Consider the following 25,647-nt stretch of genomic DNA (forward strand, 5'->3'; position numbering starts at 1 on the left):
AGGGTCCTCGTCGATCAAGTACCAGCTGATCGACATGGCCAGCGAACAGGCGCTGGCCACCGGGATCGTCGAGCGCATCGGCCTCGAGGTCGGGCGCGCGAAGCACGAAGGGCTCGACGGCGAGACGGTGCTCGAGCGCCACGTCGCCGACCACGAGGAGGGCATGGCGATCGTCCTGTCGCTCTTCGCCGAGCACGGTCCGCAGATCGACGAGTCGCGGCTGGTCGCCGTCGGCCACCGCATCGTGCAGGGCGGCAGCGTCTTCGCCGGCCCGGCCCTCGTCGACGAGACGGTGCAGCAGCAGATCGCCGACCTGTCGCCGCTCGCGCCGCTGCACAACCCCGCGCACGTCGCCGGCCTGACGGCCGCTCGGCACGCCTTCCCGAACACCCCGCACGTCGCCGTGTTCGACACCTCGTTCCACCAGACGATGCCGCCCGCCGCGTACACGTACGCGATCGACCGGGACCTGGCGGACCGCTACGCGATCCGGCGCTACGGCGCGCACGGCACCTCGCACAAGTTCGTGTCGCGGCACACGGCCGAGCTGCTCGGCAAGGACCCCGCCGAGGTCAACGTGATCGTGCTGCACCTCGGCAACGGCGCCTCGGCCAGCGCCGTCCAGGGCGGCCGGTGCATCGACACGTCGATGGGCCTGACGCCGCTCGCCGGCCTGGTGATGGGCTCGCGCTCGGGCGACATCGACCCCGCGGTGCTCTTCCACCTCTCGCGCGAGGCGGGCATGACCACCGACGACCTCGACAACCTGCTCAACCGTCGCTCGGGCATGCTGGGCCTGTCGGGCCACACCGACATGCGCGACGTGCACGACGCCGTCGCGGCGGGCGACGAGCGGGCGCGCACCGCGCTCGAGGTGTACTACCACCGGCTCCGCACGTACGTCGGGGCGTACTACGCGCACCTCGGCCACGTCGACGCCATCGCCTTCACGGCCGGCATCGGCGAGAACGACGACATCGTGCGCGAGAACTCGATGGCCGGCCTCGAGCACCTCGGCATCGTGCTGGACCTCGAGCGCAACGCCGGCCGCAAGAAGACCGACACGCTCATCTCCACCGACGACTCACCCGTCAAGGTGTTCGTCGTGCCGACCAACGAGGAGCTGGAGATCGCGCGCGAGTCGGTCGCGCTCGTGACGGCCTCGCAGGACTGACGCTCCGGCGCCGAGCGGCTGCGGCCGGGTCAGCCCGCCCGCAGCCGCTCGGCGAGGAACTCGACGATCCGCCGCAGCGGCACCTCGGCGTCCACCCCGCCGAAGCAGTGGTCGGCGCCCGGCACGAGGTCGAGGACGACGTCGCGGGCGCCCGCGGCGACGAGCGCCTCGTGCAGGCGCACGGTCTGGCGCACGGGGACCACGGAGTCCGCGTCGCCGCTGATCAGCAGCATCGGGGGCGCGTCGGCGTGGGCGTGCGTGATCGGTGAGGCCGCGTCCCACGCCGCCGGCGCCTCGTCGGGCAGCCCGCCCATGAGCAGGACCTCCGGGGTGCCGCGCCGCTCCTCGGGCGTCGCCTGCTCGACGCCGTCGAAGTCGCGCAGGTCCGTGACGCCGTAGAGGACCGCGGCGGCCTGCACCGCCGTCGGGCCGGTGCCCGTCAGCGCCGCCATCGCGGCGAGGTGACCGCCCGCGCTCTCCCCCGCGACGCCGATCCGGGCCGGGTCGATCCGCAGCACGTCGGCGTGGGCGCGCAGGAAGCGCAGCGCCTCGGCGACGTCGTCACCCTGGGCCGGCCACCGCGCCTCGCCGGAGAAGCGGTAGTCGATGGTCGCGACGGCCAGACCGGCCTCGACGAGCAGCGGGAAGAACAGGCCGGGCGGCCAGGTGCTCGGCGTCTCCCGCCGGTCGCCCTCCCACCACGCGCCGCCGTGGATCCACACCACGCACGGTGCCGGGGGCGTGCGGCGTACCGGCACGTAGACGTCCATGAGCAGCCGCCGGAAGCCCTGCCGGGCCACGTACGTCACGCCGCGGTGGCACACGGCCCCGGGCACGACGGCGGACACGTCCAGCTCGCCCTCGAGGGCGCCGTCCGACTCCAGGGATGTCGACATGGCCGGAAGCCTACGTGCCGCGAGCCGGGGTGGGCGGCCCTCCCCGGGGCCGCCCACCCCTCCTGCCCCGCTCGCTCAGCCGAGGGCAAGTACCTCGCGGACCTCCGGGTCCGCCAGCGCGAGGCACGCGGCCCGCGCGTCGCCCGCCGTCCGGGCCGCGCGCGCGGTCGCCGCGAGCTCCGCGCAGCGCGCCCGGGTGTGCCGGGACAGGGCGAACCGCACGCCCGGGACGGCGGCCGGCGACATCGAGAGGCTGGTCACGCCGAGGCCGACCAGCACGAGGGCCATGAGCGGGTCGGCCGCGGACTCCCCGCACACGCCGGCGGGCTTGCCGGTCTCGGCGGCCGCCGACGCCGTCGCGGCGACGAGGTCCAGCACCGCCGGCTGCCACGGGTCCAGCAGGTCCGCGAGGTCGCCGAGCAGCCGGTCCGTCGCCATCGTGTACTGCGCGAGGTCGTTCGTGCCGATCGACACGAAGTCGACCTCCGCGAGCACGTCGCGCGCGCGCAGGGCCACGGACGGCACCTCGACCATGACCCCGACCGTCCGGACCCCGGCCGCGCGGGCGAGCGCCGCGAACTGCGCGGCCTCCTCGACCGTGGCGACCATCGGCGCCATCACCCACGGGTCGGTGCCGGTGCGCTCCGCCGCGCGCGCGATGGCCGCGAGCTGGCCGCGCACCAGCGCCTCGGCCCCCCGGACCAGGCGGAAGCCGCGCACACCCAGGGCCGGGTTCTCCTCGTCGCCGCGGGTCACGAACGCCAGCGGCTTGTCGGCGCCCGCGTCGAGGGTGCGCACGACGACCTTGCGGCCGCCGAGCGCCGCGAACGCGCGCGCGTACGCGTCGGCCTGCTCCGCCTGCGTCGGCTCGTCGGTGCGGCCGAGGAACAGCACCTCCGTGCGGAACAGGCCGACGCCCTCGACCGCCGCCCCGGTGAGCCGCTCGGCGTCCTCGGCCGTGCCGATGTTGGCCAGGAGCGCCACGGGGTGGCCGTCGGCGGTCGCCCCGGGGTCCCGTCGCAGGGCGAGGGAGGCCAGCGCCTCCCGACGCGCGGCGACGCGCGCCCGGACGTCGTCGTCGGGCGCGACGACGACGGTCCCGGCAGCCGCGTCCACCGCCACCTCGGTCCCGTCCGCGAGGTCGCCGGCGCCGGCCACGCGCACGACGCACGGGATGCCGAGCTGGCCGGCGATGATCGCCGTGTGCCCCGTCGGGCCGCCCTGCTCGATGACGATCGCGAGCACCTTGTCGAGCTCGAGGGCGGCCGTGTCGGCGGGCGCCAGGTCCCGCGCGACGACGACGGACGGCACGGCGAGCGCGGGCACGCCGGGCTCCGGCAGCCCGAGCAGCCGCGCGACGACCCGGTCGCGGACGCTGAGCAGGTCGGTCACCCGCTCGGCGAGGAACGGGTCCTGGCCGAACAGGTCCACGAACTCGGCCACCGCCCGGTCGACCGCGAACGGCGCGGCCTGCCCGAGGCCGATGCGCGCGCGCACCTGCCCGATCAGCTCGCTGTCGCGGGCCATCGCGGCGGCGGCGCCGAGCACGCCGGCGACGGTCCCCGAGGAGTCCCGGGCGCGCGCGTCGAGCGCGTCCGCGACCGCCGCGAAGGCGGCCTCGGCAGCCCGGGTCGCGGCCTCGCGGTCGGGGTCCGCGGGGCCGTCCGGGACCGGCGGGCTCAGGTGCGCCCGGGCCACCGGCCCGACGGCGGCGCCGCGGCCGACGCCCGCGCCGTGCAGCGTCGTCATGCCTGGACCGCGTCCAGGTCGGAGGCGAGCATCGCGGCGAGGCGGTCCAGGGCCGCGTCGGCGCCCTCGCCCTCGGCGGCGAGGGTGACCTCGTCGCCGAACCTGGCGGCGAGCGTCATCACCCGCAGGATGCTCGCGGCGTCGACGGCGGGGCCGTCGCCCTTGGAAATGGTGACCTTCACGCCGGCGCCGGCGGCGGCCTGCGTGAAGAGCGCGGCGGGGCGGGCGTGCAGCCCGACCTTGGAGCCGATCGTGACGGTGCGCTGGGGCATCGTGGGTTCCTTCCGTGGAGGCCTAGAGCTCCTTGAGCGCCAGGTCGGGGTCGGGGTCCGCGGCGACGCGCACGTCGTCGGTCCGGATGTCGGCGGGCGCGGGCACGGCTGTGCCGGGCAGCAGGACGGCCGCACGGCCCCACGCGACCGCGGTCGCGAGCTGGCGGGCCGGCTCCTCGCCCTCGGCGGCCAGGAAGCCCGCCAGCGTGGCGTCCCCCGCGCCGACCGTCGAGGCCGGCACGAGCGGCGGGCCGCCCGCCCACCAGGTCGACGTCGCGTCGACGAGCAGCGCGCCGTGCACGCCGAGGCTCACGAGCACACGCCGCGTGCCGCGGGCGACGACGCGGCGGGCGGCGTCGACGACGTCGCCCACCACCACGAGGTCGCACCCCACGAGGGCGCCGAGCTCCTCGTCGTTGGGCTTGACCAGGTCGAGCCCTCCGGCGGCCACGGCCCGCGCCAGCGGCTCGCCGGAGGTGTCCAGCGCGCACGGCACGCCGTGCCGTCCGGCCAGCTCGGCGAGCCGCACGAAGAAGTCCGCGCCGGTGCCGGCGGGCAGGCTGCCCGCGCCGACGACGAGGCGCGCCCCGCCCACGAGCTCCGCCGCCACGGCGTCGAGCAGCGCCGCGACGTCGTCGGGCCCGAGCGCCGGGCCGGGCGCGTTGACCTTGGTGGTGACGCCCGTCGACTCGACGAGCGTGATGTTGGACCGGGTCTCGCCGGCCACGGGCACGGCGCGGGCCGGGACGCCGTGGTCGTCGAGCAGCCGCACGAGCAGCTCGCCGTCGGGACCGCCGGCGGGCAGGACGGCCCGCGTGGGGCGGCCGTGCGCGACGAGGGCCCGCGACACGTTGATGCCCTTCCCGCCCGCGTGCACGTGGGTGGCGTGCGCCCGGTTCACCTCGCCGACCGCGAGGCACTCGAGGTCGAGCGCGCGGTCGACGCTCGGGTTCGGGGTGACCGTGACGATCATCGGATCTCCTGATGCTGGCGTTGCTCGTGGCTGGCCGGAGGGGCTCCCGGTGGTGCGGGGGCGTGCCGCGCACCACCGGGAGCCGGTCCTCACTCCGTGTTCACCTGCTGCAGGATCTCGTACAGCTCCGCGGCGGACGGCGCGTTCAGGACGCGTTCCACCTGATCCATGTCGGCGAACACGAGCGCGATCCTGGACAGGATCTCCAGGTGCTCGTCCCCGACCCCGGCGATGCCGACGACCACGCGGACGGGCTGGCCGCCCCAGTCGACGGGCTCGTCGTACCGCACGAGGCAGAGCGCCGAGCGCACGATGGCGCCCTTCGCCTGCTCGGTGCCGTGCGGGATGGCGAGGAAGTTGCCCATGGCCGTGGAGACCGACCGCTCGCGCTCGAGCATCGCATCCACGTACGCCGGGGCGACCGCGCCGGCCCGCACCAGGATGGCTCCCGCCTCGCGGATGGCGTCCTCCTTGGAGGCGGCCGACACCGCGGTCACGACGTCGCCGGGGGCGAGGATCTCGGTCATGCGTTCGCCCGCGCGCTGTCCTCGGCCGTGATCTCGGCCACGAGCTGGTCGTACACCGGGCTGGCCAGGAAGTTGTCCACCGAGACGTGGCGCGCGCTGGGCGCGTGCCCCCTGGCCCGGTCGGTCAGCTCGGTGTGCGTGATGACGAGGTCCACGTCGTCGTCGAGGGTGGCGACGGCCTTGTTGACCACGGTGATGTCGCCGCGGCCCGCCTTCTTGAGCTTGTCGCGCAGGATGCTCGCGCCCATCGCGGACGAGCCCATGCCGGCGTCGCACGCGAAGACGATCGAGTGGATCGGCGTGGCCGGGCCGGCCGTGCCCGCCGTGGCCGCCTCGACGCCCGCGGCGCCGGCGAGCGCGCCGAGCGCGGTGCTCGACTTCCCCTTGTTCACCTCGGTCTGCGCGATGGCGGCCTGCAGGTCGCCGCCGCCCTTGGCGAGGTCCCGCTTGCGGGTGGCCCGCAGGATGATCGCCGAGAGCACGAACGTCACGGCGAACGAGAGCACGACGGTGAGGATCACGCCGAAGTAGGACCCGCGCTCCGTCGCGGTGAAGACGGCGAAGATCGAGCCGGGCGCCGCCGGGCCGGTGAGGCCTGCGCCGGTGGCCGCCATGGTGGCGACGCCGGTCGCACCGCCGGCGATCGCGGCGAGGATCAGCGTCGGCTTCATGAGCACGAAGGGGAAGTACACCTCGTGGATGCCGCCGAAGAACTGGATGATCGCGGCGCCCGGCGCGCTGCTCTTGGCCATGCCGATGCCGAAGAGCGTGTAGGCCATGAGGATCCCCAGGCCCGGGCCGGGGTTCGCCTCGACGAGGAAGAGCAGCGACTTGCCGTGCTCGGCGACCTGCTGCGCGCCGAGCGGGACGAGCGCGCCGTTGCCGATCGCGTTGTTGAGGAACAGGACCTTCGCCGGCTCCACGACGATGCTCATGATCGGCAGCAGGCCGGCGTCCGCGAGCGAGTTGACCAGGTCGCCGAGCCACGTCGAGACGTTGGTGATGATCGGCGCGAAGCCGAAGAACGCGCCGACGGCCATCGCCGCGCTGGCGATGCCGGCGGAGAACATGTCGACGAGCATCTCGAAGCCCGGCCGGATCTTCCCGGCCCAGATCGCGTCGATCTGCTTCATGACCCACGCGGAGAGCGGGCCGATGATCATCGCGCCGAGGAACATGGGCACGGTGCTGCCCGTGATCATGCCGACGGCGACGACGGACGCCACGACGGCGCCGCGGGCGCCGTAGACCACCCGGCCGCCGGTGTTGGCGATGAGCAGCGGCAGCAGGTAGGTGATCATCGGGCCGACGAGGCCGAGGTACTGGTGGAAGGTCGTGCCGTCCTTGGCCATGACCAGCTGGGTCGCGGCGCCCTGCCAGGTCCCGGTGTCGGCGTTGCCGAAGCCGCCGAGGATGCCGTTGGGCCACCAGCCGACGGCGATGAACAGGGTGGTGATGATGCCCCAGGCCAGGAAGGCCGGGAGGTTGGGCATGATCAGGCTGCTGGCGAAGGCGCCGAACCGCTGGAGCCTGACCTGGATGGCCTTGCCCCGGCTGGTGGTGCCTGCCGCGGGTGCCGTCGTAGCGGACACGGGCTCACACTCCCATCGTGATGATGCGCGCCCGGGCGTCGGTGCCCGGAGCGGCAGTGATCGTCGTTGACCTTTCGCGGTCGGCCCGCCGGGGAACGGGCCGACCGTCCGCACGCCGGCCGGGGGGCCGGCGGTCGGTCACGGCTCGACCGTGACCTTGATGCCCACACCCGACCGCACGACGTCGATGCCGTCGGCGACCTGCTCGAGCGGCAGGCGGTGGGTGATGAGATCCGCGACGGGCACGCTGCCGTCGGCGATGTAGGCGAGCGCCTGCTTGTTGTGCGCGGGGCTCGATCCGTTGGCCCCCACGATCGTCAGCTCGCGGTAGTGCACGAGGTTCGAGTCGAGGGTGATGGTGGGCTTGTCCTTGGGCAGGCCGCCGAAGAAGCTGATCCGGCCCTGCGGGGCGAGCATGAGCAGGCCCTGCTCCTGCGCGGCGCCGGAGGCGGCCGCCGTGATGACGACCGTCGCGCCCGTGCCGTCGAAGAAGGCCTTCACGGCCGCCACGGGGTCCTCCTCCGAGGAGCAGACCGCCAGGTCGGGGTGCACGACGGCGGACGCGAGGTCGAGCCGCGAGCGGCTCAGCTCGACGAGGGCCACCCGGCGCGCGCCGCGGGCGCGGGCCAGGCGCACGTGGAGGCAGCCGATCGGGCCGGAACCGACGACGACGACGTCGTCGCCCTCGTGCACGCCCACGATCTCCTGGGCGTTGATCGCGCAGGCGAACGGCTCCGCGACGCTGGCCTCGGCGAACGAGACGTTCTCGGGGATCCGGTTGAGGCCGTCGACGTCGAGCACGACCTTCGGGACGACCATGTACGGCGCGAAGCCGCCCTCGAAGTCGTAGCCCATGGAGACCTGGTTCGGGCAGATGGTCATCGCGCCGGCGCGGCAGTACTCGCACGTCCCGCACGGGATGGCGGCGATGACCTGCACCCGGTCGCCCTCGGCCCAGCCCTCGACGCCCTCACCGACCTGGACGATCTCACCGGCGATCTCGTGCCCCATGACGCGCGGCGGGACGATCCGCAGGTGCCCGGCCGTGGAGATCTTCACGTCGGTGCCGCACATCGAGCAGGCCCGTACGCGGATCTTCACCTCGCCCGGACCGGCCTCGGGCTCGGGGGCCTCCTCGAGGCGCACGTCGCCGGGGGCGTGGAAGCGGAAGACCTTCATCTCTCTCCTTCGTCGGGCGCCGCCGGGCGCCGGGTGGGGGCGGCCGGGGCCCCGGCGGCGCCGCTCACGCGCGCACCACCCGGGGGCCGGCGGCCTCGATCTCGTCGACGAGCTCGGGCTCGAGCTCGCTGTCGGTGATGACCGTGTCGATGGCGGACAGCGGGGCGACCTGCGCGAAGTCGACCCGGCCGAACTTGGTGTGGTCGGTGAGCACGACGACCCGCCGGGAGGCCGCGACGAGGGCGCGCTTGACCCCCGCCTCCGCGAGGTCCGGCGTCGTCAGGCCGCGCTCGGAGGTGATGCCGTTGGTGCCGAGGAACGCGACGTCGGCGTACACGTCGGCGAGGTCGCGCTCGGCCCAGGTGCCGACGGCGGCGAGCGTGCGCCCGCGGACCGTCCCCCCGAGCAGGTGGAGCGTGATGTTCGGTCGGCTCGCCAGCAGCATCGCGATCGGCAGGCCGTGGGTGACGACGGTGAGCTCGCGGTCGGTCGGCAGCATCTCGGCCAGGCGGATGGTGGTGGTGCCCGCGTCGAGGATGACCGCGCCGCCGTCAGGCAGCTCGTCGAGGGCCGCCTTGGCGATGCGCTCCTTCTGGCCGGCCATGCGGCCCTCGCGGTCGGCGACCGCCGGTTCGATGCCGAGCCGCTCGACGGGGATCGCCCCGCCGTGCACCCGGCGCACGAGCCCGAGGCGCTCGAGCGCCGTCAGGTCACGGCGAACCGTCTCCGGCGTCACCTCGAGCGCATCGGCGAGCCTCTTGACGTCGACCCGGCCGTCGTGGCGGGCCCGACCCAAGATCTCCTGCTGACGCTCCGTCGCGTACACGACCACCTCGTTCTCCACGCCCGATCCTGTTGGATCGGATGTTGTATTGGCTTTGTCTAGTTCTGTTTCTGTCCGAAGTCAACCCTTGCGACCATGATCTTTGCCCGGATCGGTCCAGATGTCCGCCGATCCGGGCACCCGCGGGCATGAGCGACCCGACCAGGGCGCGACGACGGAACGGGCCGCCGACGCGCGTCGGCGGCCCGTTCGGGTCGTGCCGGGGCGGGCGGGGTCGCCCGCCGTCAGGAGCGGCTCAGAAGGGCTGGTACGGCGAGACGACGACCTCGACCCGCTGGAACTCCTTGAGGTCGGAGTAGCCGGTGGTGGCGAGCGCCTTGCGCAGCGCGCCCACGAGGTTCAGCGTCCCGTCCGCCTGGCGGCCCGGGCCGAAGAGGACCTCCTCGAGCGTCCCGGACGTGCCCACGGACACGCGCTCGCCGCGCGGCAGGTTCGCGTGGTGCGCCTCGGGTCCCCAGTGCCAGCCCCGCCCCGGCGCGTCCGACGCGCGGGCCAGCGCGGCACCCAGCATCGCGGCGTCCGCCCCGCACGCCACGGCCTTGACCAGGTCGCCCGAGCGGCCCACGCCGCCGTCGACGATGACGTGCACGTAGCGGCCGCCGGACTCGTCGAGGTAGTCCCGACGCGCGGCGGCGACGTCGGCCACCGCGGTCGCCATCGGCGCGTGGATGCCCAGCGAGATGCGCGTGGTGTGCGCGGCGCCCCCGCCGAAGCCCACGAGGACGCCCGCGGCGCCCGTGCGCATGAGGTGCAGCGCGGCCGTGTAGGTGGACGCGCCGCCGACGATCACGGGGACGTCGAGCTCGTAGATGAAGCGCTTGAGGTTGAGGGGCTCGGCCCGGCCGGAGACGTGCTCGGCCGAGACGGTGGTGCCGCGGATGACGAACAGGTCGACGCCCGCGTCCACGACGGTCTTCCAGTACTGCTGCGTGCGCTGCGGCGAGAGGGCGCCGGCGACCGTGACGCCGGCGCGGCGGATCTCGTGCAGCCGCTGCGTGATGAGCTCGGGGATGATCGGGGCCGCGTAGAGCTCCTGCATGCGCGGCGTCGCCCGCTCGGGGTCCAGGGCCGCGATCTCCGCGAGGTGCGGCTCCGGGTCCTCGTAGCGCGTCCACAGGCCCTCGAGGTCGAGCACGCCGAGACCGCCGAGGTTGCCGATGGCCACCGCGGTCGCGGGGCTCATCACGGAGTCCATCGGAGCCGCCACGATCGGGATGTCGAAGTGGTAGGCGTCGATCTGCCAGCCCACCGACACCTCCTCCGGGTCGCGCGTGCGCCGCGACGGGACCACGGCGACGTCGTCGAAGGAGTAGGCCCGGCGGCCCCGCTTGCCGCGACCGATCTCGATCTCGTTGCTCACGGCGCCAAGGCTACCGGCGCCGCCTGGCACACCGGGCGGCGCGTCGCAGGCCGGACTGTCAGAGGCCCCTGCCAGGCTGGCCGCGAGGTGGTGATCATGACGAGCTGGGCCGACGGACCGCTGGTGGGCTTCGACACGGAGACCACCGGCGTCGACGTCGGCGGCGACCGCATCGTCACCGCCGCCGTCGTCCGCCGGGCGGGCGGGCGCACCCTGGCCCGGACGTGGCTCATCGACCCCGGCGTCGAGATCCCCGACGGGGCCGCGGCGATCCACGGCATCACCACCGAGCACGCGCGGGCGCACGGCCGCCCGCCGGCCGCGGCGCTGGAGGAGATCGCCGACGCGCTGAGCGGGGCGCTCCTGCGCGGCGAGCCCGTGGTCGCGTACAACGCGTCCTTCGACCTCACGCTCCTGGACGCCGAGCTGCGCCGGCACGGCCTGCGCACGCTCCCCGAACGCCTCGCGCGGGACGTGCGCGTCGTCGTCGACCCGCTGGTGCTGGACCGGTGGCTGGACACCTACCGTCCCGGCAAGCGGCGCCTGGGCGACCTGTGCGCGCACTACGGGGTCGCGACGGGCGCCCTGCACAGCGCCGACGACGACGTGGTCGCCACGCTGGACGTCCTGGCCGCGATCTGCGCCCGCCACCCGGGCCTGCGCCGCGCCGTGCCCGAGCGGCTGCACGACGCGCAGGCGCGCGCGCACCGGCGCTGGGCCGAGGGCTTCAACGCGTGGCGGGCCGGCCAGGGCCTGACCGGCCCGGGCGCCGAGCTCGAGTGGCCCGTGCGCACCGACGTCCTCAGCACCGACGCCCCCAGCACCGTGGCCGCGCCCGTGGGCGCGGCGCCCGCTACGCCCGCGCAGGTGCCGACGACGCAGGTCCCGACGACGGCGCTGCCGGTGCCGGCCTGAGCGCCGCGACGTCCAGCAGCTGCGCGAAGCTCACCGCGAGCTCCTCGTCGGCCGCGACCAGCAGGCCCTCGGCGGCGACGTCGGCGCGGTAGTCGCTCCCGTCGAGGCGGCGCGCGGTCCCGCCGAGCTCACGCACGATGGCGACCCCCGGGACGTGGTCCCAGGGCATGGTCCGCCACGCCAGCATCCCGTCCACGTCGCCGAGCGCGATGCGTGTGTACTCGTGGCCGGACCAGACCGTCTCGGCCACCGTGATCCCCTCCGCCCCCGAGCGGGTGCGCAGGCCGTCGACCAGGCGCCCGCGCGTCGGGGGTGGCAGGTAGCGCGCCGCCACCTGCATCCGCGGCGCGCCGGAGCGGGGCGCCGGGGCCAGCGGCGCGCCGTTGCACCACGCCCCGGAGCCGCGCTCGGCCACGAGGGTGATGCGGTGCTCCGGCAGGCAGATCCAGCCGGCGACCGGCACTCCGGCGGCGACCAGGCCGACCATGACTGCGTAGTCCGGGGAGCCCTCGACGAACGCGCGGGTCCCGTCGAGCGGGTCGACCACCCAGGCCAGGGGCGCGCCCAGCAGGTCGAACAGGGCGGGGTCGGCCGACGCGGCCTCCTCCCCCACGACCGGGACGCCCGGGGCGAGCTGCGCGAGCCCGTCCGCGATCGCCGCCTCGGCAGCGTGGTCGACGACCGTCACGACGTCGCCCGGGCCCTTCTCGCCGACCTCGCCGGCGACCAGGTCCCGGAAGCGCGGGGCGACCACCGTCGCCGCGACGCGCTCCACGAGCGCCGTCACGGCGTCGACGTCGACCGCGGGTCTCACCGGCTCGAGTAGTTCGGCGCCTCGGAGATCATCTGGACGTCGTGCGGGTGCGACTCCTTGAGCCCCGCGGGGGTGATCCGCACGAACTTCCCGCGCGCCTGCAGCTCGGGGATGGTGCGGGCGCCGACGTAGAACATCGACTGGTGCAGGCCGCCCACGAGCTGGTGGGCCACGGCGCCGAGCGGGCCCCGGTAGGGCACCTGGCCCTCGATGCCCTCGGTGATGATCTCGTCGTCGCCGAGGTCGCCCTGGAAGTAGCGGTCCTTGGAGTACGAGCGCCGGTCGCCGCGGGACTGCATCGCGCCGAGCGAGGCCATGCCGCGGTAGCGCTTGTACTGCTTGCCGTTGACGAAGACCAGGTCACCCGGGCTCTCGTCGCAGCCGGCGAGCAGCCCGCCCAGCATGACGGTGTCCGCGCCGGCGACGAGCGCCTTCGCGATGTCGCCCGAGTACTGCAGGCCGCCGTCGCCGATCACCGGGACACCGGCGGGCTTGCACGCCTTCGCGGCCTCGTAGATCGCCGTGACCTGCGGCACGCCGACGCCCGCCACGACGCGCGTCGTGCAGATGGAACCCGGGCCGACGCCCACCTTGACCGCGTCCACGCCGGCGTCCACGAGCGCCTGGGCGCCCTCGCGCGTGGCGATGTTGCCGCCGATCACCTGGACCCCGCGCGTCGCCGGGTCCGACTTCAGGCGGCGGACCATGTCGAGCATGAGGCGCGCCTGGCCGTTCGCGGTGTCGACCACGAGGATGTCGACGCCCGCCTCGACGAGCGCCAGCACGCGGTCCCACGCGTCGCCGAAGAACCCGACCGCCGCCGCGACCACGAGCCGCCCCTCGGCGTCCTTGGTGGCCGACGGGTACTGCTGGGTCTTGACGAAGTCCTTGACCGTGATGAGGCCGGCGAGGCGGCCCGCGTCGTCGACCAGCGGCAGCTTCTCGACCTTGTGCTTGGCCAGCAGCGCCGCGGCGTCGTCACGCGAGATGCCGACGGGACCCGTGATCAGCGGCTGGGTCGTCATGACGTCGCGGACCCGCAGGCTCGCGTAGTCCGCCGCCGCGACGAAGCGCAGGTCGCGGTTGGTGATGATGCCGACGAGGCGGTTGCCCTCCTCGACCACCGGCAGCCCCGACACGCGGTACTTGCCGCACAGCGCGTCGAGCTCGGCGAGGGTGGCGTCCGGGCCGACGGTCACGGGGTCGGAGACCATGCCCGACTCCGAGCGCTTGACCAGGTCCACCTGGTGCGCCTGGTCGGCGATCGGCAGGTTCCGGTGCAGGACGCCGACGCCGCCCTGGCGGGCCATCGCGACCGCCATCCGGGCCTCGGTGACGGTGTCCATCGCCGCCGAGACCAGCGGGACGGCGACGGAGATCTCACGCGTCAGGCGCGAGGTCGTGTCGACCTCGGAGGGGATCACGTCGGTCTGCCCCGGCAGGAGCAGGACGTCGTCGAACGTCAGACCGACGAAACCGAACGGGTCGGCCTCGGCAGGGGTGGGCGGCGGCACGCTCATCCGGCGATAGTAGTCGCGGCCCCGGGAGCCCCGGGTGGGCCCGTCAGTCGCTGAGACCGCCCGGCGGGCACGGCCGGGACGAGGGCGGCGTCGTGAGCCGAGCCGTCCGCGAAGCGGTCAGCGGATGAGACCGCGGCGGAGCCCGATGGCGACGGCCTGGGCGCGGTCCGCGGCGTCGAGCTTGCGGAACAGCCGGCGGGCGTGGGTCTTCACCGTGTCCTCGGAGAGGAAGAGGTCGGCGCCGATCTGCGCGTTGGAGCGCCCGTGGCTCATGCCGATGAGCACCTCCATCTCGCGCTTGGTGAGCTCGATCGGCGGGGCGGCCGGCTGCCCGGCGGGCCGCGGGCGCGGCAGGCCGTTCGCGCTCGCGCCGTGCGGGGGCGCCGGGGCGGCCGCGAGGCTGTGCGCGGCGACGGCCGCCAGCTCGCTGCGCTCGAGGTCGGGCGCGAGGTAGCCGCGCGCGCCGAGCGCGACGGCGCGGTCCAGGGTGATCTCGTCACCGGGCACGGCCAGCATGATGACGATCGGCGCGGTGTCGAGCTCGCGCAGGCGGCGCATGGCCTCCAGCGGCCCGGTGCCGGGCAGGTGCGTGTCCAGGAGCACGAGCGCGGGTGCGGTGCGCCGGGCGAGCGTGACGAGCTCCTCGGCACTCCCGGCGCCGCGCGCGGGGACGAGACCGGGGACCCCGTGCGCCGCCGCGACGATGCGCTCGCGGACGGCAGCGGAGCCGTGGCACACGACGACGCCGGCCATCCGCCTCCTTCCGCAGTGTCCCGGCACGCACGTCGGCCGGGACGGGGGATCCGCGTGCAGCAATCATCGGCCACCGCGGCGGCGGACCTTAGCGGGTCGGAGGGTGAAGACGCGGGCGGATGGGGTGAAGCCGGTCAGACGGTCGCGAGCACCTCGTGCAGCGCCCCGGGGAGGGTCCGCACGCGGTGCACGTTCGCGGCGACGGGCAGCTCGGGCGCCGTCGGGCCGTGGTGCACGAAGACGGGCATGCCGGGCCGGGCCGCCGTCGCGGCGCGGACGACGGCGGTGCCCCGCGCGCCGGCGTCGGCCGGGGAGACCTCGACCAGGAGCGCGGCGGGCTGCGCACGCTCCACCGCGCCCGTGACGACCGCGGGGGCCGACGACGAGAGCACCCGCACCCGGACGCCGTGGCCCTGGAGCGCGGTGGCCAGGACGTGCGAGCGCAGGTCCGGGCCCTCCCCCGTCGGGACGACGAGGACCGTCGGGGCGGGCTTGGCGGCGTCGAGGTGGGCGGCCGCGACGGCGGCGCGGCTGCGCAGCTCGGCGAAGGCCGCGGCGACGAGGGCCGGGGCGACGCTCTCGCCGGGGCGCTCGAGGGCGGCGCGCTCCCCGACGGTGCGCAGCGTCGGCTCGACGAGGTCGGTCCACCAGGCGAGGACGTCCCGCGGGGCGACGCGCGCGAGCATCCACCGGACGGCCGCGTTGTCGAACTGACCGGCGGCCGCGGCGAGCGCGGCGGGGTCCGCCGCCATCGGGACGGCGTCGGAGTAGGCGTCCATCACCTCGGCGGTGGTGGGGACGTGCACCTCGGCGCTCGGGGCGTCCGTCGCGGCCAGCGCCGTCCGGGCCGCCTCGGAGGGGGCCACGCCCTCGAGGGTCAGGCGACGCATGACCAGCAGGCGGGCGACGTCCTGGGCCGAGTAGCGCCGGTGCGCGCCCGCGAGGTGCTCCGACGGGCCGAGGCCGTAGCGGCGGTCCCAGGTGCGCAGCGTCGCGGGGGCCACACCGAGCCGACGGGCCACCGCCGCGACCGTCAAGGACGGCGCCGGCGGCCGTTCGCGGACGCCCTCGCCACTCGTCGACATGACGCGATTCTGCACAGCCGGTGGCGCGCTCCGCCACAGACCGCGCCGCTTCACCACCCGTCAAGCGCAAGGTCATCGGCATTTACGCGGCGTCCCGCGCGGACGAAGCCGTGCATGCCGCTCGCCGCCACGCTGACGAAGCAGTTTGACCAAGGGGGTTGACCAACTTCTGACGCGGTTCTACGGTGAGGGTCTCGCCGGTGCCCGCCGATGAGTCATCAGCAGGAGGACCCATGACGGAGATCTCGCGACTGCCCGGTCCGGTGATGGACCTCTGGGAGTGGCAGTACGAGGGGAAGTGCCGTGAGGCCGACCCGACCCTGTTCTTCCACCCCGAGGGCGAGCGCGGTGCCGCGCGCCGTCGGCGCGCCGAGGCGGCCAAGCAGATCTGCGCCACGTGCCCCGTGCTGAACGAGTGCCGCGAGCACTCCCTCGCCGTCCGCGAGCCCTACGGGGTGTGGGGCGGCCTGTCGGAGGAGGAGCGCAGCGAGATGCTCAGCCGCCGCGTCCGGCGAGCCGGCTGAGGCTGCAGACGACGACGCCCCGGCCCCCACGAGGGGGCCGGGGCGTCGTGCGTCGTGATGTCAGGTGTCAGCTGACGACGGCGAGGATGTCGCGCGCGGAGAGGATGAGGAACTCCTCGCCCTTGTACTTGACCTCGGTGCCGCCGTACTTGCTGTAGATGACGCGGTCGCCGACGGCGACGTCGAGCGGCACCCGCTGACCCTTGTCGTCGATGCGACCCGGGCCGACCGCCAGGACCTCGCCCTCCTGGGGCTTCTCCTTGGCGGTGTCCGGGATCACGAGACCGGATGCCGTCGTCTGCTCCGCCTCGAGCGTGCGGACGACGACCCGGTCCTCGAGCGGCTTGATGGAGACCGACACAGCGGACCTCCCCTTCTCACAGTCGTGGGAACGGAACGTTCAGCTGCCGCCTGTCCGGGCTGTCCGCCGTCGCGGGTGCCGGTCAGCCGAACCGGAGCGGCTGGCACCCGCCTGTGGCGAGTGCTAGGAGCAATCTAGGCCGGGGTTAGCACTCAGTCAACGCGAGTGCCAGCCCCGCGATCCCCCTCCCCACCGTGTGGAGCGTTCCCGCCCGACACGCGCGCGTGTGACCGCGTCCACGGCGCACGTACCGCCGCTCTTGTGACAGGCGGGACTCCTGGCGCGCGCGTGACGCCCCACCCGCCCCACTGGCCCCACGCGTCACAGGTGCGGCGGTGGGTGCACGCGGGCGGGCGGGGTCACCCACCACGGGGCCCGCCCCCGCCGGGACGACGACCGCAGCGCCGTCCCGAGCGAGCGGTGCGTGCAAGGATCGGGCGCGTGGACCCCGAGACCCTGTCCTTGCTGCTCAGCCCCGACGGCTGGGCCCTGCTCGGGGCTCTCCCGCCCTACGACGAGCGCCTCGCGCTCCCGATGGCGGAGCGGCTGCAGAAGGAGGGCCTGGACCCGCGGCTCGTGGCCGGCGCGCTCACGCAGTCGCGCCTGCGCGCCCAGGGCCGCGCCAAGTTCGCCGACTTCGCCGACGGCATGCTCTTCACGCCCGCCGGCCTGGAGCAGGCGACCCGGCTGACCGTCGGCGCCCGGCACGCCCGGCGCTACCAGGCCGCCGGGTGCACCCTCGTCGCCGACCTCACCTGCGGCATCGGCGGCGACGCGATGGCGATGGCGGCGCTCGGCCTCGGCGTGCTCGCGTGCGACGTCGACGAGCTCACCGCGGCCATCGCGACCGTCAACCTGCGGCACTTCCCCGAGGCCACCGTCCGGCACGCCGACGGCCTCACGCTCGACCTGGCCGCCGAGGGCGTCGACGGCGTCTTCGCCGACCCCGCCCGGCGCACGGCCCAGGGCCGGCGCGCGCACGATCCCGCGGCGTACACCCCGCCCCTGGACCGGGTGCTCGCCCTGCGCGACGCCGTCCCGGCCCTGGGCGTGAAGGTCGGCCCGGCCATCCCGCACGCCGCCGTGCCCGACGACGCCGAGGCCCAGTGGGTCAGCATCGACGGGGACGTCGTCGAGGCCGGCCTGTGGTTCGGCCCGCTCGCGCCCGACGGCCCCGGGCGCACCGCGCTCGTCGTGCGCGGGCAGGCGGCGACCGTCCTGCGCGGCCCCGCTCCGCACGCCGACGCCGGACCCGTCGGCACCTACCTCTACGAGCCCGACGGCGCCGTCATCCGCGCCGGCCTCGTCGGCACGGTCGCGGACCAGGTGCGCGGTCGGCTGCTGGACGCGACGATTGCCTACGTGACCTCGGACGCCCTCGTGGCCACCGGTGCGGCGACCGCCTACCGGGTGCTCGACACCATGCCGTTCGGCCTCAAGCGGCTGCGCACGGCCCTGCGGGAGCGGGGCGTGGGCCGCCTGACGATCAAGAAGCGCGGCACCGCCGTCGTGCCGGAGCAGCTGCGCAAGCAGCTCGACCTGCGCGGCGACGGCGAGGCGACGATCGTGCTGACGCGCGTGGCCGGGAGCCAGCAGGTGCTCCTCGTGGAGCCGGTGGGGACCGACTGATGGACATCCCGTTCGCGGAGTCGGAGCGCTCGACCGTCGGCATCGAGTGGGAGCTCGCGCTCGTCGATGCGGACTCCGGCGACCTGCGCCAGGTCGCCCAGACCGTGCTCGACGCCGTCGCCCCTTCGGACGGCGGCGACCACCCGACCATCAAGCAGGAGCTGCTGCTCAACACGGTGGAGATCGTCACGGGCGTGTGCCGGACCGTGGGCGAGGCGGGGGCGGACCTGCACCGGACGGTCGAGGAGCTTCGGCGGATCACCGACCCCCTCCGCGTCGAGCTCATGTGCGCCGGGACGCACCCGTTCGCGTCGTGGAGCAACCAGAAGGTGACCGACAAGCAGCGGTACGCCACGCTCATCGAGCGCACCCAGTGGTGGGGCCGGCAGATGCTCATCTACGGCATCCACGTGCACGTCGGCATCGAGTCGCGCGACAAGGTGCTGCCGATCCTGCGCGCGGTCCTCGCCTACTACCCGCACCTGCAGGCCCTCTCGGCGTCGTCGCCCTTCTGGGGCGGCAAGGACACCGCCTACGCGTCCAACCGCGCCCTGATGTTCCAGCAGCTCCCGACGGCGGGGCTCCCCTTCCAGTTCGACGCCTGGGCCGACTTCGAGGCCTACGCCGCGGACATGCTGCACACGGGCGTGATCGACGACATCTCCGAGATCCGCTGGGACCTGCGGCCCTCGCCCCGCCTGGGCACCCTGGAGATGCGGATCTGCGACGGCGCCTCGAACCTCACCGAGGTCCTCGCGCTCGCGGCCCTCACCCAGTGCCTCGTGGAGCACTTCTCCACCCTGTACGACGCCGGGGAGGAGCTGCCGCGCCTGCCACCGTGGTTCGTCCAGGAGAACAAGTGGCGCTCGGCGCGCTACGGCATGGACGCGATCATCATCACGAACGCGGCGGGCGACGAGGAGCTGGTCACGGACGCCGTCGAGCGGCTCCTGGCGGACCTGGCGCCGACCGCCGAGCGCCTCGGCGCCACCGACGAGCTCGCCGGCATCCGGACCATCCTGCGCAAGGGCGCCGGGTACCAGCGCCAGCGTGCGGTCGCCCGCCGCAACGCGGGCGAGCTCGGGCCGGTCGTCGAGGCCCTGGTCGCGGAGATGCGCGCGGGCAAGCCGCTGTAGGCGCACCCGGGAGCCGCCCCGGTCAGCCCGCCCAGAGCTGGAGGGCGACGACGCGCGTCGCGGCCTCCTCAAGCCGCTCGCGCGGCAGCGCGCCGGACTGCACGGCCGCGACGACCGCCGCATGGGCGGCGCCGACGTCGCGCGGCTTGAGGACCAGGTCGGCCCCCGCCGCCAGGGCACGCACCACCTCCTCGCCGGGCGCCCCGGACGGCACGGCGCCCATGTCGAGGGCGTCGGTCACCGCGACGCCGTCGAACCCGAGGCTCTCGCGCAGCAGCCGGTAGGCGGCGGGCGACAGCGACGAGGGCACCCCCGGGTCGAGCTGGACCACGTCGAGGTGTCCCATCATCACGACCGGGGCGCCCGCGTCCACGGCTGCTCCGAAGGGCACGAGGTCCCGCGCCGCGAGCTGCTCGACGCCGGCCGGCTGGACCGGCAGGCCGACGTGGCTGTCGGCGGTCACCGAGCCGTGCCCGGGGAAGTGCTTGAGCACCGGCACCGTGCCGCCGTCGAGCAGGCCGCGACCCGCGGCGACCACGGTCCGCGCGGCGACCGCCGGGTCCGCCGAGGCCGACCGGTCGCCGATCGTCGGGTCCGCCGCGCCGACCGTCACGTCCGCGACGGGTGCGAAGTCCATCGTGATGCCCAGGCCCGCGAGGTCGGCCCCGAGCCGGGCGAACCGGTCGCGGGTCGCCGCGTCGTCGCCCGCGGCGCCGAAGGCGGCGAACGCCGGCAGGTCGGGCAGGAGCCCGCGCAGCCGGGACACCCGGCCGCCCTCCTCGTCGATCGCGACGATCGCGGGCCAGGCCCGGCCGTCGGCGGCGGCCGCGGCCTGCACCGCGGCCGACGTCGCGCGCACCTGGTCCAGCGAGGCGACGTTCTCGCCCATGAGGATGACCCCACCGAGGTGGTACCCGGCGACGAGGCCGGCCGGGGCCGCGGGGTCCGTGCCGGCGAAGGCCGCGACGAGCACCTGACCGGCCAGCACCTCGACCGGCATCGCCGCCACGGCCGCGCGCGCCTGCGCCACGACCGCCACCGTCGGCCCCCAGTCCGTGCGCGGGTTCGGCACCGTCGCCGCGGGCGCCGTCGGGCGGCCCGACGCGCGGACGGAGGCGACCTCCGCACCGGCCAGCGGGGCCACCCAGCCCGCGGCGGCGCCCGGCGCCCCGGCCGCACCACCCTCCTGCGACGTCAGGACGCGCGCGGCGGGCGGCACCCCCGCGTCGGCGCCCGACGGCGGCGCGCCCGCGAGCACGACCAGCCCGACGCCGAGCGCGGCCGCGACGAGCGCGCGGCCCTCGAGCCGACGGTCCACCGCGTGCTCCGTCAGACGGTGATGCGGGTGAGCGGCATCGAGGAGTCCACCGGCAGGTCGAGCGCGGACGGCGCGACCCCGCGGCGCCAGGCCGCCGAGCCGAGCGCGGCGATCATCGCGCCGTTGTCGGTGCAGAACTTGATCGGCGGGATGCGCACGGTGATGCCGGCCTCCGCGCACCGCTCCTCCGCCATCGCGCGCAGTTGCGAGTTCGCCGAGAACCCGCCGCCGATGACGAGCGTGTCCACCTCGTGGCGCCGGCACGCCGCGATGGTCTTGGCCGTCAGGACGTCGGCGACGGCCTCGGCGAAGGAGGCGGCGACGTCGGGCAGCGGGATCTCCTCGCCCGCGTCCTGGCGCGCCTCCACCCAGCGGGCGACGGCCGTCTTGAGCCCGGAGAAGGAGAAGTCGTCGGCGTGCGCGGCCTGGTCCTTGGGCGCGGTGAGGCCGCGCGGGAACCGGATCGAGGCGGTGCCCTCGCGCGCGAGCCGGTCGATGTGCGGGCCGCCCGGGTACGGCAGGCCGAGGAGCCGGCCCACCTTGTCGAAGGCCTCGCCGGCCGCGTCGTCCAGGGTCTGGCCGAGCTCGACGACGTCGGTGGCGATGTCGTTGACCAGGAGCAGCGACGAGTGACCACCGGAGACCACCAGCGCGAGGAACCGCTCCGGGAACGCACCGTGCACCAGCTCGTCCACCGCCGCGTGCCCGATGACGTGGTTCACGCCGTACAGCGGCTTGCCGAGCCCGACGGCGAGGGCCTTGGCCGCGGCGGCACCGACCGTGAGCGGCCCGACGAGGCCGGGGCCGGCCGTGACCGCGATCGCGGAGACCTGGCCGAGGTCGACGTCGGCCTGCGCGAGCGCCCGGTCGAGCGTGGGCACGATCGCCTCGAGGTGGGCGCGCGAGGCGACCTCGGGGATGATCCCGCCGAACCGCGCGTGCTCGTCGACGGACGAGGCGACGGCGTCGACCAGCAGCTGCGGGCCGTCGTCGGTCACGCGGACCAGGGCGACCCCGGTCTCGTCGCAGGACGTCTCGATGCCGAGCACCAGGTCACCACGGTCGTTCATGACGGCCAGCGTACGGGCGCGCGGGACCTGCCCCGGTCAACCGCGCGGGCCGGGCCCCGAACGCCGCCCTCAGCGGCCGGTGTCGACCCGCAGGCCGGGGTTGCCGGCGGCCGCGACGGTCACCGGCGAGGCCGCGCGCCAGCCGGACTCCACGCCGACGACCGTGACCGTGTGCGCGCCCGCCGCCGTCGCCGCGGGGATCGTCACGTCCAGGGCCACCCGGCCGTCCGCACCCGCGACACCCGTCGCCAGCAGCACCGGCGACGACTGCAGCCAGACCGCGACCTCCTCGCCCGGCTGGTAGCCCGCGCCGGTCACGGTCAGCCGCTGGCCGGCCTTCGGGGTGCCCGACGTCGACACGGTCGCCGCACCAGCCGGCAGGACCGGCAGTGTGCCCGCCGTGATCGTGCCGTCGGTCGCCAGCCAGACGAGCGTCCGGCCGTACAGGTCCACCGGCAGGGTCTGGACGTCGACGTCGGAGGTCGGCTCGGCGACGGACATCGCCTGCACCTCGGCCTCGGGAGCCGGGACCGCGCCGAGCGTCGGCGTCGGCGTCGGAGTCGGAGTCGGAGTCGGTTCGGGGGACCACTCCTCGCCGTCCAGCAGGTCCACGTGGGCGACCGGGCCGTCGGCCGCCGTCGCCTCCTCGAACACCCAGGCATCCAGGTCGCTGACGGGGCCCTCCTCCCAGGGACGCGTCACGACGACGAACCGGGCCCCCTGCGCGACCACGCGGACGACCTCGTCCGGGAGCTCGACGCGGTGGACCGTCTCCGAGCCGAGCCGCGTGTAGGCCACGCCGACCTCGCCGTCGGACCAGACCAGCAGGCCGCGGCTGAGGGCCAGGGGATCGTCGATCTCCTCGTCGGCGGCGACGACATCGCCGGCAGCGACGTCGAGATCGTCCGCCTGGACGCCTCCGGCGCTGATCGAATACGTGACGACGGCGCCGGTGCACCACTCGTAGACGGCGAGCACGCCGTCCGCCAGCGCCGCGCCGATGCCGTCCCGGCACCAGGGCGCCTCGCCCGGAATCGGCTCGAGCACGTCCTCGCCCGTCACCTGCACGGGGACGACGTCGCCGGTCACCAGGTTCACCAGCTGGCCGGCGACGAGGGCGGTGTCGTCCCAGACCGCGACGTCCACGCCCCAGTAGCCCATGTCGCCCTCGAGGGCGACCGTCCGGGTCGTGCCACCACCGCTGATCCGCACTCGCAGAGGCTCCGAGTCGGGGCCGTCGGTCTGTTCCGGCACCTGCACAGCCACCGCCCAGCGGTCGGTCACGGCCGTCCCGTAGCTGTCGGCGAACGGGGGGGCCACGTCGCTCCCGAGCGTCAGCGGCGACAGGCCCAGGTCCGGGGTGAAGGAGCGCGCCCCGGCCACCGGGTACCAGCCGCCCTCGTCGTCGTCCTGCAGGTCGTAGGAGTACGCCATGGTCCGGCGCGCCACGTCGACCGAATACAGGTACGAGTCGACGTCCCGCGCGGGGGACGCGACGGCCTGGACGTCGGCGAGGCCCCATACCGGGGGGACGGCACCGGTGGGCAGCAACGCCGCGCCGGAGGCGACGACGGCCGTCGTGACGACGAGCGCGGGCAGGGCGAGACGCCGGGGGATCATGATCAGGAAGGTATCGGACACGCCCGTCCGGCGTCTCGGCTCCGAGTGGGCCGAACGGGTGGAATTCGGGCCTCAGCCCGCCGTCGCGCCCTCGGCCGGGACCAGGGCCTCGACGAGCGTCGCCGTCACCACCAGGTTGTCGTCGGCGAACTCCCGCCCGTCCTCCTGGAAGCAGGTGATGATCTGCAGCGTCCCGGGCGCGATCGCCCAGACCTCGTCGGCGGTCGGCAGGCCGTCCTTGTCGTACCGGGTCCAGCCGGTCACCTCGTACCGCAGGACGCCGCCCGCCGTCGTCACGCGCACCTCGTCCCCGGGCTGCAGGACCGCGTCCTGGTGCTCGACGTCGAGGAGCGGGTTGAACGCGGCCGGCATCCGCAGGGACGAGTGCCCGACGAGGTAGACGGTGTTGTCCGCGTCGCTGCCCGGCAGGCCGTAGTCCTGGATCCAGTACGCCTCCTCGACCGTCGGCGGGTTGATCCGCCCGCCGACCGGGCTGATGGGCAGCACGGCCAGGTCCAGGTCCACCGCGGGGATCTCGACCCGCTCGGGCACGGCCATCGCCACGAACGCCGGCAGGAACGACGGCGTCGGGCTCGGGGTGGGGCTCGGCGGCGCGCTGCGCGTGACCGACGGCGCCGGTGCGGGCGGCGCGACGACGTCGTCGTCCGGGGCCGTGAGGAGCAGCACCGCACCCACTGCGGCGCCGACGGCGACGACCCCTGCGACGACGAACGCGACGAGCCGCGCCCTCACCGGCCCGTGTCGACGCGCAGCCCGGGGTTGCCGGTGGCGGCCGCGGCGAGCGCGATCGACCGCACCGACGTCCAGCCCGACTCCACGCCGTGCACGGTGAGCGAGTGCGTCCCCGCGGCCGTCCCGGCGGGCAGGGTCACGGACGCCGCGAACGTGCCGTCGGCGGCCGCGCGGCCGAGGGTCAGGAGCACCGGGTCGGACTCGAGCCAGACCGCGACCTCCTCGCCCGGCTGCAGCCCGGCCGCCGTGACGGCGACGGGCGCGCCGGCCTTGCCGGTGGCCGGGGCGGTCGACGTGACGGCACCGCCCGCCAGCGGCGGCAGCGTCGCGGCGAAGACGTCCTCGCCGTCGGACCAGGCCAGCGTGCGCCCGTACAGGTCGATGGCGATCCCGTCCAGGTTCATCTCCGAGCTCTCGTCCCGCGGGATGACGACCGCGGCGGTCGCGGCGGCGCCCTCGTCGAACAGCACCGGCGCCATGCCGAGCCCGCCGTCCAGCGGCACGACGGCGACGGGAGCCTCCCCGCCTTCCTCGAAGACCCCGGCGACGACGTCCCCATCTCTGGCGGCGACGACGACGTACCGGTGACCCTGCACGCGCAGGGCGTCGATGCCCGCCGGGATGGTGGCGGCCCAGGGCTCGGCGTCGGGGTCGTCCAGCCGCAGGTAGCCGTAGAGCCCCATCTTGCTGTCCGCGAACACCAACAGCCCGCGGCTGTAGGCCATGAGGTCGGGCTGGAAGTCCAGGACGACGTCCCAGTCCAGGCTGTCCAGCGACTCGAGGTCCAGGCCGTCCTCGGGGACCTCGGTCGCGAACGTCTGGCCGCCCTCGCAGAGACCCTGGACGAGCAGGAGGCCGTCGGCAAGGACCGCGTTCTCGCCGGCGATGCACTCGTCCAGCGTGCCCAGGTCGACGGACTCGAGCGTGTCCAGGTCGACGAGGTTCGGGCCGACAAGGGCCATGTCGCCCCAGATCGCGACGCTGCCCGAGCCCGGGCCGAAGTCGTCCGTGGCGAGCTCGGCCGCCATCTCGGGCCCGCCCTGGTGGCGGACCCGCAGGACGTACGACGGCCCCAATGGGTCGAACCCGACCGCCCACTCGTCCGTCGTGGCGGCGTCGATGGCGGCGACGACGGGCGCGGTGGTCATGTCGCCGAGGCTCAGCGCCGCCTTGCCCAGGTCGGGCGTGTACAGGCGGCTGCGCATCTGCGCCCCGGACTGCGCGACGGCGGCTCCGAGGTCCTCGCCCGGCGCCGTGCTGGGCGAGGGGCTGGGTGAAGGGCTCGGCACGGGCCCGGCGTGCAGCCCACCGCCCCAGGCGATCGTGCGCGGCCCCACCTCGAGCCCGTAGAGGTTCAGGTCGCCCGCCTCGCCCACGACGACCGGGTCGTCGATCGTCACGGGCTCGTACGGCGGCGCCACCGCGGTGGCGGTGGGCAGCGTGACGACGACCAGGGCGAGGGCGGCGGGCAGCACGAGACCAACGCGGCGGGGGATCATGATCGAGAACATAGCGGCGTCCGCTTTCGCCCGCGGCGCCGTGGATGCGGCAAACGGGTGATCTCGTCCGGTCAGCGGGTGAAA

The 25,647-nt window shown here is 75.0% G+C and carries 24 protein-coding genes; 5 read left to right on the top strand and 19 right to left on the bottom strand.

Annotated features, from left to right (window positions below; all coding sequences use genetic code 11):
* Window positions 1-34: 34 nt before the first annotated feature.
* The gene (locus tag AFE02nite_RS12610; RefSeq protein ID WP_052113905.1) at window positions 35-1,174 is read left to right on the top strand and encodes an acetate kinase; all 1,140 of its coding nucleotides are present in this window, start codon (window positions 35-37) and stop codon (window positions 1,172-1,174) included.
* Window positions 1,175-1,203: 29 nt separating this feature from the next.
* On the opposite strand, the gene AFE02nite_RS12615 is transcribed toward AFE02nite_RS12610, so the two are convergent.
* The 9 genes from AFE02nite_RS12615 to AFE02nite_RS12655 all read right to left on the bottom strand — a co-directional run bounded on the left by AFE02nite_RS12615 (window position 1,204) and on the right by AFE02nite_RS12655 (window position 10,566).
* Window positions 1,204-2,070 (bottom strand): alpha/beta hydrolase, encoded by an 867-nt coding sequence (locus AFE02nite_RS12615; protein WP_052113901.1) that lies wholly within the window; start codon window positions 2,068-2,070, stop codon window positions 1,204-1,206.
* 75 nt (window positions 2,071-2,145) lie between these two features.
* Window positions 2,146-3,819, bottom strand: coding sequence for a putative PEP-binding protein (locus AFE02nite_RS12620; protein WP_146819774.1), 1,674 nt, complete (start codon window positions 3,817-3,819; stop codon window positions 2,146-2,148).
* The gene (locus AFE02nite_RS12625) at window positions 3,816-4,091 is read right to left on the bottom strand and encodes an HPr family phosphocarrier protein (protein ID WP_034250511.1); all 276 of its coding nucleotides are present in this window, start codon (window positions 4,089-4,091) and stop codon (window positions 3,816-3,818) included. Before AFE02nite_RS12625 ends, AFE02nite_RS12620 begins: the two co-directional genes overlap by 4 nt.
* A 22-nt stretch (window positions 4,092-4,113) precedes the next feature.
* Window positions 4,114-5,064 carry a 1-phosphofructokinase gene (gene pfkB, locus AFE02nite_RS12630; protein WP_146819775.1) on the bottom strand — a complete coding sequence of 317 codons (951 nt, stop codon included), beginning with the start codon at window positions 5,062-5,064 and terminating at the stop codon, window positions 4,114-4,116.
* 89 nt (window positions 5,065-5,153) lie between these two features.
* Entirely contained in the window at window positions 5,154-5,591 is a 438-nt protein-coding gene (locus AFE02nite_RS12635; protein ID WP_034247922.1) for a PTS sugar transporter subunit IIA, read from the bottom strand.
* The gene (locus AFE02nite_RS12640) at window positions 5,588-7,183 is read right to left on the bottom strand and encodes a PTS mannitol transporter subunit IICB (RefSeq protein ID WP_034247923.1); all 1,596 of its coding nucleotides are present in this window, start codon (window positions 7,181-7,183) and stop codon (window positions 5,588-5,590) included. The genes AFE02nite_RS12635 and AFE02nite_RS12640 overlap by 4 nt, the downstream gene beginning before the upstream one ends.
* A 138-nt stretch (window positions 7,184-7,321) precedes the next feature.
* Window positions 7,322-8,362 carry a zinc-dependent dehydrogenase gene (locus AFE02nite_RS12645; RefSeq protein WP_034247925.1) on the bottom strand — a complete coding sequence of 347 codons (1,041 nt, stop codon included), beginning with the start codon at window positions 8,360-8,362 and terminating at the stop codon, window positions 7,322-7,324.
* A gap of 64 nt (window positions 8,363-8,426) precedes the next feature.
* Window positions 8,427-9,188, bottom strand: a complete 762-nt coding sequence (locus tag AFE02nite_RS12650; RefSeq protein WP_034247927.1) for a DeoR/GlpR family DNA-binding transcription regulator — start codon at window positions 9,186-9,188, stop codon at window positions 8,427-8,429.
* Window positions 9,189-9,441: 253 nt separating this feature from the next.
* The gene (locus tag AFE02nite_RS12655) at window positions 9,442-10,566 is read right to left on the bottom strand and encodes a GuaB3 family IMP dehydrogenase-related protein (protein ID WP_034247926.1); all 1,125 of its coding nucleotides are present in this window, start codon (window positions 10,564-10,566) and stop codon (window positions 9,442-9,444) included.
* Window positions 10,567-10,662: 96 nt separating this feature from the next.
* On the opposite strand from AFE02nite_RS12655, the gene AFE02nite_RS12660 reads away from it, so the two are divergent.
* Complete coding sequence (locus AFE02nite_RS12660; protein ID WP_146819776.1) at window positions 10,663-11,481, top strand: exonuclease domain-containing protein; 819 nt, start codon at window positions 10,663-10,665, stop codon at window positions 11,479-11,481.
* On the opposite strand, the gene AFE02nite_RS12665 is transcribed toward AFE02nite_RS12660, so the two are convergent.
* The 4 genes from AFE02nite_RS12665 to AFE02nite_RS12680 all read right to left on the bottom strand — a co-directional run bounded on the left by AFE02nite_RS12665 (window position 11,420) and on the right by AFE02nite_RS12680 (window position 15,653).
* Window positions 11,420-12,295, bottom strand: coding sequence for an inositol monophosphatase family protein (locus AFE02nite_RS12665; protein ID WP_052114104.1), 876 nt, complete (start codon window positions 12,293-12,295; stop codon window positions 11,420-11,422). The genes AFE02nite_RS12660 and AFE02nite_RS12665 overlap by 62 nt on opposite strands.
* Window positions 12,292-13,815: an IMP dehydrogenase gene (gene guaB / locus AFE02nite_RS12670; RefSeq protein ID WP_146819777.1), complete on the bottom strand. Its 1,524-nt coding sequence runs from the start codon at window positions 13,813-13,815 to the stop codon at window positions 12,292-12,294. The genes AFE02nite_RS12665 and guaB overlap by 4 nt, the downstream gene beginning before the upstream one ends.
* A gap of 117 nt (window positions 13,816-13,932) precedes the next feature.
* Window positions 13,933-14,568, bottom strand: coding sequence for a response regulator transcription factor (locus tag AFE02nite_RS12675; RefSeq protein WP_146819778.1), 636 nt, complete (start codon window positions 14,566-14,568; stop codon window positions 13,933-13,935).
* 134 nt (window positions 14,569-14,702) lie between these two features.
* Entirely contained in the window at window positions 14,703-15,653 is a 951-nt protein-coding gene (locus tag AFE02nite_RS12680) for a MerR family transcriptional regulator (RefSeq protein WP_146819779.1), read from the bottom strand.
* Window positions 15,654-15,886: 233 nt separating this feature from the next.
* Between AFE02nite_RS12680 and AFE02nite_RS12685 the strand changes: the two genes are divergently transcribed.
* The gene (locus AFE02nite_RS12685; protein WP_034248596.1) at window positions 15,887-16,177 is read left to right on the top strand and encodes a WhiB family transcriptional regulator; all 291 of its coding nucleotides are present in this window, start codon (window positions 15,887-15,889) and stop codon (window positions 16,175-16,177) included.
* Window positions 16,178-16,244: 67 nt separating this feature from the next.
* Here the strand turns inward: AFE02nite_RS12685 and groES are convergent, their stop codons facing one another.
* Entirely contained in the window at window positions 16,245-16,538 is a 294-nt protein-coding gene (gene groES / locus AFE02nite_RS12690) for a co-chaperone GroES (RefSeq protein ID WP_034248597.1), read from the bottom strand.
* A 441-nt stretch (window positions 16,539-16,979) separates the two neighbouring features.
* Here groES and AFE02nite_RS12695 point away from each other — a divergent pair, with 441 nt between their 5' ends.
* Both AFE02nite_RS12695 and AFE02nite_RS12700 read left to right on the top strand, forming a co-directional pair.
* Window positions 16,980-18,167, top strand: coding sequence for a class I SAM-dependent methyltransferase (locus tag AFE02nite_RS12695; protein ID WP_034248598.1), 1,188 nt, complete (start codon window positions 16,980-16,982; stop codon window positions 18,165-18,167).
* On the top strand, window positions 18,167-19,303 hold the full coding sequence (locus AFE02nite_RS12700; RefSeq protein ID WP_034248600.1) for a glutamate--cysteine ligase: 1,137 nt from the start codon (window positions 18,167-18,169) through the stop codon (window positions 19,301-19,303). Before AFE02nite_RS12695 ends, AFE02nite_RS12700 begins: the two co-directional genes overlap by 1 nt.
* A gap of 22 nt (window positions 19,304-19,325) precedes the next feature.
* Here AFE02nite_RS12700 and AFE02nite_RS12705 read toward each other — a convergent pair whose 3' ends face one another.
* The 5 genes from AFE02nite_RS12705 to AFE02nite_RS12725 all read right to left on the bottom strand — a co-directional run bounded on the left by AFE02nite_RS12705 (window position 19,326) and on the right by AFE02nite_RS12725 (window position 25,563).
* Window positions 19,326-20,621 carry a glycoside hydrolase family 3 N-terminal domain-containing protein gene (locus AFE02nite_RS12705; protein WP_146819780.1) on the bottom strand — a complete coding sequence of 432 codons (1,296 nt, stop codon included), beginning with the start codon at window positions 20,619-20,621 and terminating at the stop codon, window positions 19,326-19,328.
* A gap of 11 nt (window positions 20,622-20,632) precedes the next feature.
* On the bottom strand, window positions 20,633-21,691 hold the full coding sequence (tsaD, locus tag AFE02nite_RS12710; protein ID WP_034248462.1) for a tRNA (adenosine(37)-N6)-threonylcarbamoyltransferase complex transferase subunit TsaD: 1,059 nt from the start codon (window positions 21,689-21,691) through the stop codon (window positions 20,633-20,635).
* Window positions 21,692-21,760: 69 nt separating this feature from the next.
* Window positions 21,761-23,311, bottom strand: a complete 1,551-nt coding sequence (locus tag AFE02nite_RS12715) for a hypothetical protein (protein ID WP_146819781.1) — start codon at window positions 23,309-23,311, stop codon at window positions 21,761-21,763.
* Window positions 23,312-23,383: 72 nt separating this feature from the next.
* Complete coding sequence (locus AFE02nite_RS12720; protein WP_052113991.1) at window positions 23,384-24,064, bottom strand: class F sortase; 681 nt, start codon at window positions 24,062-24,064, stop codon at window positions 23,384-23,386.
* Window positions 24,061-25,563, bottom strand: a complete 1,503-nt coding sequence (locus tag AFE02nite_RS12725; protein ID WP_146819782.1) for a hypothetical protein — start codon at window positions 25,561-25,563, stop codon at window positions 24,061-24,063. The genes AFE02nite_RS12720 and AFE02nite_RS12725 overlap by 4 nt, the downstream gene beginning before the upstream one ends.
* Window positions 25,564-25,647 lie beyond the last annotated feature (84 nt).

This window comes from Actinotalea fermentans (assembly GCF_007991475.1).
Classification (GTDB): Bacteria; Actinomycetota; Actinomycetes; order Actinomycetales; family Cellulomonadaceae; genus Actinotalea; species Actinotalea fermentans.

Excerpts from the sequence above, each read along its gene's own strand:
- AFE02nite_RS12610 (WP_052113905.1), top strand. The coding sequence starts at position 35 with ATGGCCAGCGAACAGGCGCTGGCCACCGGGATCGTCGAGCGCATCGGC.
- AFE02nite_RS12615 (WP_052113901.1), bottom strand. The coding sequence starts at position 2,070 with ATGTCGACATCCCTGGAGTCGGACGGCGCCCTCGAGGGCGAGCTGGAC.
- AFE02nite_RS12620 (WP_146819774.1), bottom strand. The coding sequence starts at position 3,819 with ATGACGACGCTGCACGGCGCGGGCGTCGGCCGCGGCGCCGCCGTCGGG.
- AFE02nite_RS12625 (WP_034250511.1), bottom strand. The coding sequence starts at position 4,091 with ATGCCCCAGCGCACCGTCACGATCGGCTCCAAGGTCGGGCTGCACGCC.
- pfkB (WP_146819775.1), bottom strand. The coding sequence starts at position 5,064 with ATGATCGTCACGGTCACCCCGAACCCGAGCGTCGACCGCGCGCTCGAC.
- AFE02nite_RS12635 (WP_034247922.1), bottom strand. The coding sequence starts at position 5,591 with ATGACCGAGATCCTCGCCCCCGGCGACGTCGTGACCGCGGTGTCGGCC.
- AFE02nite_RS12645 (WP_034247925.1), bottom strand. The coding sequence starts at position 8,362 with ATGAAGGTCTTCCGCTTCCACGCCCCCGGCGACGTGCGCCTCGAGGAG.
- AFE02nite_RS12660 (WP_146819776.1), top strand. The coding sequence starts at position 10,663 with ATGACGAGCTGGGCCGACGGACCGCTGGTGGGCTTCGACACGGAGACC.
- guaB (WP_146819777.1), bottom strand. The coding sequence starts at position 13,815 with ATGAGCGTGCCGCCGCCCACCCCTGCCGAGGCCGACCCGTTCGGTTTC.
- AFE02nite_RS12675 (WP_146819778.1), bottom strand. The coding sequence starts at position 14,568 with ATGGCCGGCGTCGTCGTGTGCCACGGCTCCGCTGCCGTCCGCGAGCGC.
- AFE02nite_RS12680 (WP_146819779.1), bottom strand. The coding sequence starts at position 15,653 with ATGTCGACGAGTGGCGAGGGCGTCCGCGAACGGCCGCCGGCGCCGTCC.
- AFE02nite_RS12685 (WP_034248596.1), top strand. The coding sequence starts at position 15,887 with ATGACGGAGATCTCGCGACTGCCCGGTCCGGTGATGGACCTCTGGGAG.
- AFE02nite_RS12700 (WP_034248600.1), top strand. The coding sequence starts at position 18,167 with ATGGACATCCCGTTCGCGGAGTCGGAGCGCTCGACCGTCGGCATCGAG.
- tsaD (WP_034248462.1), bottom strand. The coding sequence starts at position 21,691 with ATGAACGACCGTGGTGACCTGGTGCTCGGCATCGAGACGTCCTGCGAC.
- AFE02nite_RS12715 (WP_146819781.1), bottom strand. The coding sequence starts at position 23,311 with ATGATCCCCCGGCGTCTCGCCCTGCCCGCGCTCGTCGTCACGACGGCC.
- AFE02nite_RS12725 (WP_146819782.1), bottom strand. The coding sequence starts at position 25,563 with ATGATCCCCCGCCGCGTTGGTCTCGTGCTGCCCGCCGCCCTCGCCCTG.